Here is an 11,373-nt window from a genome sequence, read left to right on the forward strand (position 1 = left end):
GAGAAATCTATGGATAAGATAGCAAATTTGGCTCTTTCTTTAAAAGATGAGCTGATCAAGGATCGCAGGTATTTTCACTCGCATCCAGAGACTGGTTGGTTTACATTTTTTACAACCGCTGTGTTAGCAAAGAGGCTTAGTGATCTTGGTTATGAAATAAGCCTTGGTGACAAGGTTGTTAAAGCCGATGCAAGGCTTGGTCTTGGCTCAAAAGAGCAGTGCGAAAAAGCAATAGAAAGAGCCAAAAAGCTCCTAAGTCCTGAAGAGGCAAAATATCTTCCTTATATGAAAGATGGCCTAACTGGCTTAACAGCCTTCATCGACACAAAAAGGCCTGGTAAATTTACAGCATTTAGATTTGACATTGATAGTGTTGATGTGACAGAGAGCGACGAGCCTACTCATAGACCTTATAAAGAGGGTTTTGGTGCAGATATCGCTGGTATCACGCATGCTTGTGGGCATGATGGTCATATATCTATAGGCCTTGGTGTGGCAAAACTTATAGCTGAAAATTTAGATGATCTAAATGGTAAGTTTAAATTTATCTTCCAAACGGCAGAAGAGGGCACAAGAGGTGCTGTGGCTATGGAAGCTGCTGGTGTGCTTGATGGTGTAGAGTACCTACTGGGCGGTCATATCGGCTTTCAAGCAAAAACCAATAGAGGCATCATCTGCGGGACAAATAAGCTACTTGCAACTTCAAAATTTGACGTACATATCACTGGTCGTTCAGCTCATGCAGCAGGAGCACCTCAAGATGGCGCAAATGCCCTTTTGGCTGCATCTCAAATGGCGCTAAGCATGCATGGTATCACAAGACATGCAAAAGGCGTGACTAGGATAAACGTAGGCGTTTTAAAAGCAGGTGAAGGCAGAAATGTCATCGCACCAAATGGCTATATAGCTTGCGAAACAAGAGGTGAAGACACAAATTTAAATGATTTTATGTATGAAAAATGCATGGATATTGTTAAAGGTGTGAGCGAAATTTATGGCGTAGAGAGCAAAGTCGTAAAAACTGGCGGCACAAACGGAGCCGATAGCGACAAAGAAGTAACTGAAATTTTCTATGAAGCTGCAAAGCAAAGTCCTTTTATAGATGATGACAAGATCGTAAAAGAGCTTGATTTTGGTGCTTGTGAAGATTTTGCTCATTTTATGAGAGCTTTGCAAGATAGGGGCGCAAAGAGTGGTTATATGATGATCGGCACAAATTTAAAAGCAGGCCATCACAACTGCAAATTTGACTTTGATGAGGAGTGCTTGGTAGCTGGAGTTGATGTCTATCTAAGATCTGCTTACAAATTAAATGGAGTAAAAAAATGAAAAATGCTTTACTAATCAGTGCTTCAAGCTATCAAGATACTGGCTATTTAAGGCACTGCAAAAACTGGGTTAAGGAATTTTTAGGTGAATGCGGCAAGGAAGAAATTTTATTTATCCCTTACGCTGGAGTTAGGCGAACAAATGACGAGTATGAGCAAAAAGTAATTGATAGATTAAAAAATAGCAATATAAAATCAATCCATCACTACGAGGATAAAATTTCAGCTATCAAAAATGCTAGCAGTATCGCAGTTGGCGGCGGAAATACCTTTATGCTGCTTTACACTCTTTATAAGCTAAATTTGATTGAGCCTATAAAAGAAGCTGTGGCAAATGGTGCAAAATATTTTGGCTGGTCAGCTGGTGCAAATATCGCTGGCAAGACGATGATGACGACAAATGATATGCCTATCATCATGCCAAAGTCCTTTGATAGTCTAAATATCTTTCCTTATCAAATAAACCCGCACTTCATAAGTGGCAAGCTAGCAGGTCATAACGGCGAGAGCAGGGAGGAGAGACTGGAGGAATTTTTGATAGCTAATCCAAAAGAGACTATCTACGCTTTGCCTGAAGGCACGGCTTTACTCATAGAGGGTAGCGAGGCTGAGGTCATAGGACATAGTGAAATTTTAAAATTTGAGTATCAAAAAGAGATAGAAAAAATAGAAGTTGGAACTAAATTTAAAATCTAAGCAAGGAGAGAGGTATGGAAACATTTAAGCTAATTGCTGCCATTCTTGGCATCGCAGCTGTTGTGGCACTTCTTGTCTTAAAAAAAGAGACAAGAACGGTGCTAATAGGTGTTGGTTTGGTACTTTGTTTAATCGCACTAAAACCTATGGGGGCATTAAGTGCTTTTACTGACTATATGACTAAAGCAGGGCTTATAAAAGCGATTTGTGCTAGTATGGGTTTTGCTTTCGTTATGAAATACACAATGTGTGATAAGCACCTTGTTGCGCTTCTTACAAAGCCACTTAAAAATGTGGGTTTTATATTGATCCCCGCAACAACAGTGCTAACTTATTTTATAAATATCGCTATCCCTTCAGCTGCAGGATGCTCTGCTGCTGTTGGTGCGACGCTTATACCGCTTTTAATGGCTTCAGGTATCCGCCCAGCTATGGCTGGTGCTGCTGTTTTTGCAGGGACATTTGGTGGAGTTTTAAGCCCAGGATCGGCTCACAACGTCTATGTGGCTGATCTTGTTAAAAAGACGGTTGAGGGCTACACAGTTCAAGATGTCATAAAAGTGCAAATTCCAAGTGCATTTACTGCTCTTGTTATCGTAGTGATCGCATTAGTTATTGTTGCGATACTGCTTAAAGACTATCAAAAAAATACAAATTTTACTCTTGAAAGTAGTACTGCTAGCGAAGAGAAGCCGCTATTTAAAGTAAATTTCATCTACGCCATTATGCCTTTAGTTCCACTTGTTATCTTGGTTATTGGCGGAACAAGCCTTGCAAAAGATTATAGCTTTCTTGCGTGGACAAAGATGGGCGTTGCTGAGGCGATGATACTAGGTGCTATCATAGCTATCTTTGCTACGCTTACAAATCCGCAAAAGATCACAAAAGAATTTTTTAACGGAATGGGCCACGCTTATGCTGACGTTATGGGTATCATCATCGCAGCTGGTGTCTTTGTCGCTGGCCTAAAGGCATGTGGGGCCGTTGATGTGGTCATCGCATGGCTAAAAACAGATCAAAGTTACGTTAAATTTGGCGGAACATTTGTGCCTTTTATCATGGGTATAGTTACAGGTTCAGGTGATGCTGCTACATTTGCATTTAACGAAGCTGTCACAACAAACGCCGCTGCACTTGGCTTTGAACAAGATAAGCTTGGTATGGCTGCAGCTATTGCTGGTGCTTTAGGTAGATCGGCTTCCCCGATTGCCGGTGCTGCTATCGTTTGTGCAGGCATTGCGATGGTTAGCCCAGTTGAAATCGCTAAAAGAACATTTTTAGGGATGTTTGTCTCTGTTGTAGCGATTGCATTTTTTGTCATCTAAAAGGATGAAAAATGGATATCGTAGAGAGATTTTTAAACTATACAAAATTTAACACCACAACAAATAAAGAGAATGGACTAAAAGGTGTCATGCCTTCTAATCCAACCGAGTACGAGCTGGCTAAGTTTTTAAAAGAAGAGCTTAGCTCGCTAGGCATAAAAGATATCATCTTGCAAGACAATGCTATCTTGATAGCAAAAATTCCTGCAAACTGTGAAAATGCTCCAAGCATTGCCTTCTTTGGGCACTTAGATACAAGTAGTGAGCAAAAAAATGATACCAAAGCTAAAATCGTAAAATACACAGGTGGCGATATCTGCCTAAATGAAGAGCAGGGAATTTGTCTAAAATTTAACGACAATCCAGAGCTTAAAAAATACGTTGGTGATGACATAGTCGTGACTGACGGCACTAGCTTGCTTGGGGCTGATGATAAGGCTGCGATCGCTAGCATTGTAAATATGGCTAGCTACTTTATGCAAAATCCTGATGTAAAGCACGGTAAAATCGTGATCTGCTTCGTGCCAGATGAAGAGCAGGGCTTACTTGGGGCAAAGGCGCTTGATGTAAATTTGCTAGGAGCTGATTTTGGCTACTGCTTAGACTGCTGCGAGATAGGTGAGCTAATATATGAAAATTGGAACGCAGCTGACTGCACGATGGTCTTTAAAGGCGTTTCGGCTCATCCGATGAACGCAAAGGGTAAGCTTGTAAATTCGCTACTTCTTGCGCATAAATTTATCTCGCTTTTGCCAGGCGGCGAAGTGCCAGAGTGCACCGAGGGCAAAGAGGGCTATTTTTGGGTAAAAGAGCTTAGCGGAAACAGCGCAAAAACGACGCTCAAGATCGACATAAGAGAATTTGACGAGGCGAAATTTCAAAAGAGGCTTGAGTTTTTAAGCGATATGGCAAATTCTTTTAACAAAATTTATGGAGAGCGTTGCGAAATCACGCTAAAAACACGCTATGAAAATGTCTTTAAATTTTTAAAAGATGAAAACTCACTGCCTATAAAATTAGCAAAAGATGCCTTTAGTGAGCTAAATATCACGCCAAATATAAAGCCTATGCGTGGTGGATATGACGGCGCTGTGATATCTGCAAAAGGTGTGCCAACGCTAAATTTATTCACAGGGGCAAATAACTTTCACTCCGTCTTCGAGTATTTGCCAGTTAGCAGTCTAAAAGCCGCGAGTGAAGTGATTAAAAAAATCATAATTAACGCTGCTAAATAAACTTCATAAAAGCCTAGATTTAGTAAATTTAGGCTTTAAATTTTACTTTCAGGACAAAAATGAAGGCTTTAGCTTTATTTAGCGGAGGGCTTGATAGCATGCTCTCAATGAAATTAATAAGCGATCAAAATATCGAAGTGGTCGCACTTTATATGGATACTGGATTTGGCGTAGATGAAGAAAAACATGAAATTTTAAGACGCCGCGCAGCTTTGGCTGGAGCTAGTTTAAAGGTAGTTGATATGAGAAACGAGTATCTTCGTGATGTACTTTTTAACCCAAAATACGGCTATGGCAAGCAGTTTAACCCATGTATTGATTGTCACGGATATATGTTTAAAACAGCTCTTAATATGCTAAAAAGTGAAAATGCAAATTTTATCATCACAGGCGAAGTCGTAGGTCAAAGGCCGATGAGTCAGCGAAGAGACGCACTCTTTCAGGTTAAGCGTCTAGCTGATGACGAGGATGATTTGGTGCTTCGTCCGATGTGCGCTAAGCTCTTGCCACTAACTAAGCCAGAGCGCGAGGGTTGGGTCGATAGAGAGAAGCTGCTTGATATAAGCGGGCGCGATAGAAAGCCGCAGCTTGCTTTGGCAAAGGAATTTGGCTTTGAGGACTTTGCAACGCCTGGAGGTGGATGTTTGCTAACGATCGAGAGCTTTGCTGTGAAGATAAAGGATTATCTAAATTTTGATAAAGAGATGCGAGATATCGATGTAACGTGGCTAAAGCTTGGTAGGCATCTGCGCTTACCAGATGGTGCAAAAATGATAATAGGCCGTGATGAGAGTGATAATAACGCACTTTTAGCACATCCAAATGATAAATTTGATCAAGTAAATTTTAAAGAGAGTGATGACATCGTAGGAGCCGTTAGCTTCATAAGCAAAAACGCTAGTAAAGCTGACAAAGAGCTGGCCGCAAGGCTCGCATTAGCTTATACAAAAGCAAGCAGAGAAAATAAATTTGAAGTTAGCATCGATAGCGAGAAATTTAGTATCACACCTGAGGATAAATCTCTAGCTCAAAATTATTTCGTAAAATAGACGTTTTATTGATTCTTGATGCTTTTATTTTGTGTTTGTGGATAAAGATGGTTTTTATCTACAAATAAGTTTAAAAATTATATAATCCGAAACTTATTTTAAAGTGTCACGGTAGCTCAGCTGGTTAGAGCGCTGGTCTCATAAGCCGGAGGTCGGGAGTTCAAGTCTCCCCCGTGACACCATAGATGCCCTACTTATCGATACTCTAACTGCCCTTTTTGCAGTTTTCCTTTCTTTAAAATTTCCTAAAAGTATGGTACAGTTTTTATAAAAAGCGGTACATTTTTTCAGGATTGTTTTATTTTACAAGATGCTTTCTATAAATTTGCTTTTATTTTTACTGATAGATAAAATTTTTATCTCAAAGTGAACAAACTTCAATTTATTTCACTCTTAAATTTTCGGCACAACTTTTGCTTACTCTTTGAAGCTAAATTCAAGGAGTAAGCTATGAAAGTCTCTTATAACTCCATCTTAACAAAACAGCACTATCAAAAACGGAAAAAAAGCGAAGGCTTTGCAAATTTCCTACCTAACACTCCAAATATAAATTCGATCAGCCAAACCACTATTTCTAAAAATGACTTTGTTTCATCTAGTAGTATCGACTCTCTTTATCAGGCTAAATTTACTTCACAAGAGGGTTATGGATATAGTGTAGATGCTAAAGGATTTATGGGAGCTGACTTTAACAAAGCTGCAGGCTTGCCACAAGACTTTAAAATTCACAAAAGCACGCTTGATGCAATAGTGTTACACAATCAAAAACATCCAAATAGTATAAATTTTTCAATGGAAACAAAGAAAGATAACCAACTCTTTGGAGAGGATAGCTTTGCAAATATCGATCTAGCAAATACTATCAAGCAATACTATAAAATTTTTGATCAAATTTCAGCTGGAGTTATTAGCAAGGGTAAAGAATTTTACTCAAATGAAGATCTAGCAAATATGCCAAAGGGTTACTTTTCAAAAGATAAAAAAATGGATCATTTCGAATATCTAATGGGTAGGATGACAAGTGATGAGATAGATGGACTAACTGATAGGAGCAATGAGAAGATTCAGGACAGCCCAAGATGCAGACGATGCACGTAAGCTAATGAATGATCTAAAAGATATAAATATAAGGGTTAATGGAAATTTCCTTGACTTTTCTCCAGAAGTGATGACAACTGAGCATACTATCCCTTATATGTGGGTTAGTAGTGCTGGATATGACTTTAAACCTGATATGTCCGTATATGATAGCGAACAAGGCTATACAAAGGAACAAATCTTTGTTGCATTTTTAAAAAACGAGCAAGGTCTTGTGTTACAAGGTGGTACAACAAGGATAACTGACGAGGCTCTTAGTGTGTATAAAAGTTCATTAATACTTACAAAACAAGATAGAAGTGAGATAGGCATAACAAAGGCTTATTATGATGAGATACTATCTGGCAAGAAAGATCTAAAAGATATACTAGCTAGGATTTTAAAGCTTAGAAATTTAGAGCTTAAAAAAGATCAAACGCTTGAGGGGCTAGCAAATAAAATAATGGACGTTTTAAAAGAATTTGATGAGAGGACAAAGGTAAGAGAGCTATAAAAATATATAACATAGTAGACATTCGCTCTAAGCCCTTTTGACTACTATACTACTAAACATTTTTTACTTTTGCCGATATAAGATATATATTTTAAAAGGATTTAAAATGAATATATCATCAAATTTAGAGCCCATAAATATAAATTTACCCAAAGATATGATCTATTCAAGGGTCCTTCTTGGCGTAGATAGAGTGCAAACTTTAGACAATACAAATTTAAAGTCTGAGCTTAAAGACATCGCTACTAAGCTTATCTCAAATAGCACTTACTCTATCATCCAAAGCGCCAGCACCAGTGGCGTGAAGTCGGGGTATGCTAGAGCAGATAGTGGGACAAACGATGCTTTTTCTTATGTAGATATCCAGCGGAGGAACTGGGACAAAAAGGACTTTGAAAACAAATATCTCTTTGGCGAAGATGCCTCAGCACTAAGGAAAGTGGATCAAACTAGAACCTATTTCTCATCTATAAATTCAAAAACTCCCATTAAGCCCATTGCGGTAGCAGATACTAAATTTACAAATTTAAATGACTATGCCTATGAAAAAACGATAAAAACCTCACTGGGTGACGTGGAGGTCTTTTTGGATCTTTATGACGATAATGACAAACTAGGCATAGGCAAGCTAGATGCAAATGGATTTTTATTTAACTTTGATAGCAACAAGGACGGAGTGATAAATTCTGGTGATAAATACTTTGATAAGCTAAAGGTTAGAGGCTACGATAAAGACGGAAACGAGAAAATTTTCAAACTAAGCGAAGTTGTAAGCGAGATAAACCTTAACGACTTTATTAAAAAGGATATTAGAAATTTAAGCCATGAGGCTATGGACTTTGCTAGCAAAAACACAGTTGATTACAGAGTTAGTTTAAACAACTCAAACCCTTATACTCTATTTTCAGCCGAGTATCGCTACCAAAAGATAGGCAAAGAAGAGACTAATAAATTTTTCAAAGACCATGCAGACCAAGACGGCTGGGTATATCTTAGGGATAATAAGATATTTAACGAAGAGAGCGGTTTAAACAACTTTGCCTATGAAAAAGTTGGCTTTGACGGCAAGAAAAGGCTTAGTGAGTTTAACCCTATCATAAAACCTGCTCGGTCTAAACAAGATGAGAGCTTTTCATACGCAGGCTATCAAAAAGATAGCTTTATGAAATTTTATAACGACTACCAAAAAGAGTCTAGCGCTCACAGCAAAGATGTAGAGTGGATAAGCAAAAATTTAAAAGAAAATGATGTAGAAGACGCAGATGATCTCATCTCAAAGCTAAAAACCACAAAGTCATCTTATATGATCGCTATGGAGAGTGAGTTTGAAAAAGCAACTGGGCTTGATTTTAGCCTAGAAAATTTAGAAAAAGTAAAGCATGCTTTTGAGAGTGATACGAGCAAGGCAGCAGCTGCTCTAAAGGACACAGACAGCGTAATAGCTATGAAGCTAAACAAAAATGGCACAATCACGCTTAAATTTAATAGTGGAAGAGAGCTAGAGGTAAAAGAAATTTATAACGACACTGGCAAGCTAATAAGCAAAGATGACAAAGATAGTAAAAGAGCAAGTATAAATTTAGATGCTAAGAGCATGAACGATATCGAGCTAAATAGACTTGACTTTAAAGATATAGGCATAAAGCAAGATGATAAGATATCTAGCCTAAAAGAGCTTGGAGCAAAGCTCGTTAAAAACCTCTCTGATAAATTTACAAGTAAATTCCTGATCGGACTTGAAAACGGCAAAAGCATCACCACCAAAGAAATTTACAACATTACCTACCTTGAAAACGACCTAAAATTTAAAGAACTATCTAGCAAAGATAGGCTTTATAAAAAGGTAGATACGAGAGTTTAGGAGTAAATTTATGCAGACTAGAAATCCCTGGCGAAATAAATCTTTTCATAAAAAAGACGATATCTTTGGTGTGAATTTGAGCTAAAAAGAGATGTTGATATAAAGGCGTAAATTTAAAAGAACTAAGGATAGTAAAATGCAAATTTCTAATAATCTTTCAACCCCTAACTATCTCTCAAGAGAGAACATAGCAAGAGAGATGGGCTTTAAATTTAACGATATAAACGAGATACTTAGTAACGATATGGGTCATGGTATGACATTTTCTAAGTATGCAAGGCTAGATGATAAAGAAAGAGCAAGAGAATACGACAGATATGGTCACTCACTCACTGGCTTTGTAAAAGGCGAAGGAGAGCCAAAAGTAAGCATACTTGGCAAGCTAATGGGCTATGACGACTCTTTTTCAAAAGATGAGATAGATGAGCTAAAGAAATTTATAGATGATAGCGGTGCTTTAGGGCTTGAGAGAAATCCAGCATTTGAGCCAAAGGGAATTTTCAAAGATCCATTAAATAGCAAAAAGCTTAGCGTTGATGATTTTATAGATCAGTTTGCAAATAAAAAAATACTCTCTTTTATAGCTTTTGGTGGTAGCAAGACAGCTGAACTACTTGATAGCGATATGAGTGTCGATGAGTTCAAGGGCAAATGGGCTAAATTTGCACTAAAGGAGCGCTTTGGTTTAGAGCTTGACGAGGAGCTAGCAAAAGAGACCATAAATTCCATAAATGATCTTGAAACACAAAACGAAGAAGAGAAGAAAGAGAAGAAATTTACACCTATACAAGTTACTAAAAAATCTCACACATATAAGCTTGAAGCCGATGAGAGATTTAAGGAGCTTTATAAATTTATAAAGAGTGAATTTGATAGTGGTAAGAGTATGTTTGAGATTTTAAAAAAAGTGGCAAAGCTAAAAGTGGATAAGACGGCGTAAAGGGGAGTTAAAATGATAACTAGCATAAACGGACTTAGCAACACACCGATACAAGACAACACTATCCAAAAAGAAAATGCAATAGAAAATGTAGCCAAAGAAGGCAAGCAAGACAAAAACGCTACCGAAGAAAAATTTGACTACTCAAAGAATCTTTTTAAACCCTGGAGCGAAACTATAAAAGAATTTATAGATATAGACAAAAGCAAAGATGGCTGGATAACAGATACTATAAATCGAATAGATAATATGCTGTCTGATTACACCATTCAAGAAAGACGAGCTTTATCAGCAAAAAGAGAGCCAGAAAATATGGAAGAATTTAGAGTTCGCGAACTCCAAGATTACATGGACTGGTTGCTTACAAACTCTATAGACGGCAAACCAACGATAGTTGGTAAAATGGTTGGTCTTGGCACAGCAGAAGAGGAGGCGGAACTAGAAGCTTTTGTAAATTCGTTTCCTGAAGATACAATGATGAGTAATGATGGTGCTAGATTGTTTGTTAGAGCTGATCTAAGCATAGAAGAGTTTAAGAAGCTTTATAGAGAAGACGTAGAAAAAACTACAAAAGAGCATAAAGAATTTCTAGCTAAACTACACAAAGAAGAACAAGAATACAATGCAAATTTTGCTAAAGAGCAGGCTGAGAAGAAATTTAAACCTATGCAGGTTAAGAAAAAGTATGAGACCTATGATATAAACAAGGATCAGAAATTTCTCTTTACAAGAGAGCTTTTAAATTTCAAAGAAAAAAGAGGCATAGATGTCTTAGAGCTTATGCAAAAGATAGATAAGAAGCAAATTTTAAATAAGATGGCTTAATGGATAAAGCAGAACGAGGATCACCATCTAACTTGTCACAGGATAACATAGCAACGGCTTGCGCTAGATATAAAGATAAAGTTAAACCTTTTTATCAAAAACTTTTTACCATTTTCTTCAAGTTTTTGCATGATACGAAGCACGTCGATACCTCGTTCTCTCTCAAGTTCTTGAAGCTTAAGTAAAAACGAAAATTTCTCATCCTTAGCAATATCATAAGTTTCAGTGTTTTTGCTTTCAGCTTGGATAGGAGTAAATTTTTTCTCTTTGGTGTTGTCTTCTTTTTCAAGATTATCTATATTCTGAACACCTTTTTCGTTTAGCTCTTTTAATATATTGACAGCGTTTTTAGCATCTTCGCCAGATAAAGTTATATTAAACCGCTCTTTTAGTGCATATTTAGCCCACTCCTCTTTAAACTCATCAACGCTCATATCACTATCAAGCAGATCAACAGTCCTTGAGTTTTGCATAAATAGCAAATCGCTATCGCCACGATATTCATTTAAAAATTCATTTACAG

At 37.5% G+C, this 11,373-nt stretch carries 9 protein-coding genes, 1 tRNA gene and 1 pseudogene; 10 read left to right on the forward strand and 1 reads right to left on the reverse strand.

Features of this window, described 5'->3' with window-relative positions:
• Positions 1 to 9 precede the first annotated feature (9 nt).
• From F3H00_RS01485 to F3H00_RS01530, 10 genes and pseudogenes are all read left to right on the forward strand, one after another.
• The gene (locus F3H00_RS01485) at positions 10 to 1,329 is read left to right on the forward strand and encodes an amidohydrolase (protein WP_148799371.1); all 1,320 of its coding nucleotides are present in this window, start codon (positions 10 to 12) and stop codon (positions 1,327 to 1,329) included.
• Positions 1,326 to 2,024, forward strand: a complete 699-nt coding sequence (gene pepE / locus F3H00_RS01490; RefSeq protein WP_148799369.1) for a dipeptidase PepE — start codon at positions 1,326 to 1,328, stop codon at positions 2,022 to 2,024. Before F3H00_RS01485 ends, pepE begins: the two co-directional genes overlap by 4 nt.
• A gap of 14 nt (positions 2,025 to 2,038) precedes the next feature.
• Positions 2,039 to 3,349, forward strand: coding sequence for a C4-dicarboxylate transporter DcuC (dcuC, locus tag F3H00_RS01495; protein WP_148799367.1), 1,311 nt, complete (start codon positions 2,039 to 2,041; stop codon positions 3,347 to 3,349).
• An 11-nt stretch (positions 3,350 to 3,360) separates the two neighbouring features.
• Positions 3,361 to 4,584, forward strand: coding sequence for a peptidase T (pepT, locus tag F3H00_RS01500; protein WP_148799365.1), 1,224 nt, complete (start codon positions 3,361 to 3,363; stop codon positions 4,582 to 4,584).
• Between the two features lie 59 nt (positions 4,585 to 4,643).
• Positions 4,644 to 5,633: an argininosuccinate synthase domain-containing protein gene (locus F3H00_RS01505; protein WP_148799363.1), complete on the forward strand. Its 990-nt coding sequence runs from the start codon at positions 4,644 to 4,646 to the stop codon at positions 5,631 to 5,633.
• Between the two features lie 105 nt (positions 5,634 to 5,738).
• Positions 5,739 to 5,815 (forward strand) — tRNA-Met (locus tag F3H00_RS01510).
• 268 nt (positions 5,816 to 6,083) lie between these two features.
• Positions 6,084 to 7,224, forward strand: a pseudogene (locus tag F3H00_RS10815) (Cj0814 family flagellar-dependent secreted protein).
• A gap of 106 nt (positions 7,225 to 7,330) precedes the next feature.
• Entirely contained in the window at positions 7,331 to 9,085 is a 1,755-nt protein-coding gene (locus F3H00_RS01520) for a response regulator (RefSeq protein ID WP_149703660.1), read from the forward strand.
• A 136-nt stretch (positions 9,086 to 9,221) separates the two neighbouring features.
• Positions 9,222 to 10,025, forward strand: a complete 804-nt coding sequence (locus F3H00_RS10480) for a Cj0814-related protein (protein ID WP_148799350.1) — start codon at positions 9,222 to 9,224, stop codon at positions 10,023 to 10,025.
• A gap of 12 nt (positions 10,026 to 10,037) precedes the next feature.
• Positions 10,038 to 10,850: a Cj0814-related protein gene (locus F3H00_RS01530; RefSeq protein ID WP_148799348.1), complete on the forward strand. Its 813-nt coding sequence runs from the start codon at positions 10,038 to 10,040 to the stop codon at positions 10,848 to 10,850.
• A gap of 35 nt (positions 10,851 to 10,885) precedes the next feature.
• Here F3H00_RS01530 and F3H00_RS01535 read toward each other — a convergent pair.
• On the reverse strand, positions 10,886 to 11,373 hold a 488-nt coding region (locus F3H00_RS01535; protein ID WP_508610266.1), incomplete at its 5' end, for a Cj0814-related protein.

The sequence above is a fragment of the Campylobacter concisus genome (genome assembly GCF_902460845.1).
In the GTDB taxonomy this organism is placed as follows: domain Bacteria; phylum Campylobacterota; class Campylobacteria; order Campylobacterales; family Campylobacteraceae; genus Campylobacter_A; species Campylobacter_A concisus_X.

Excerpts from the sequence above, each read along its gene's own strand:
- pepE (WP_148799369.1), top strand. The coding sequence starts at position 1,326 with ATGAAAAATGCTTTACTAATCAGTGCTTCAAGCTATCAAGATACTGGC.
- F3H00_RS01505 (WP_148799363.1), top strand. The coding sequence starts at position 4,644 with ATGAAGGCTTTAGCTTTATTTAGCGGAGGGCTTGATAGCATGCTCTCA.
- F3H00_RS01485 (WP_148799371.1), top strand. The coding sequence starts at position 10 with ATGGATAAGATAGCAAATTTGGCTCTTTCTTTAAAAGATGAGCTGATC.
- F3H00_RS01520 (WP_149703660.1), top strand. The coding sequence starts at position 7,331 with ATGAATATATCATCAAATTTAGAGCCCATAAATATAAATTTACCCAAA.
- F3H00_RS10480 (WP_148799350.1), top strand. The coding sequence starts at position 9,222 with ATGCAAATTTCTAATAATCTTTCAACCCCTAACTATCTCTCAAGAGAG.
- dcuC (WP_148799367.1), top strand. The coding sequence starts at position 2,039 with ATGGAAACATTTAAGCTAATTGCTGCCATTCTTGGCATCGCAGCTGTT.
- pepT (WP_148799365.1), top strand. The coding sequence starts at position 3,361 with ATGGATATCGTAGAGAGATTTTTAAACTATACAAAATTTAACACCACA.
- F3H00_RS01530 (WP_148799348.1), top strand. The coding sequence starts at position 10,038 with ATGATAACTAGCATAAACGGACTTAGCAACACACCGATACAAGACAAC.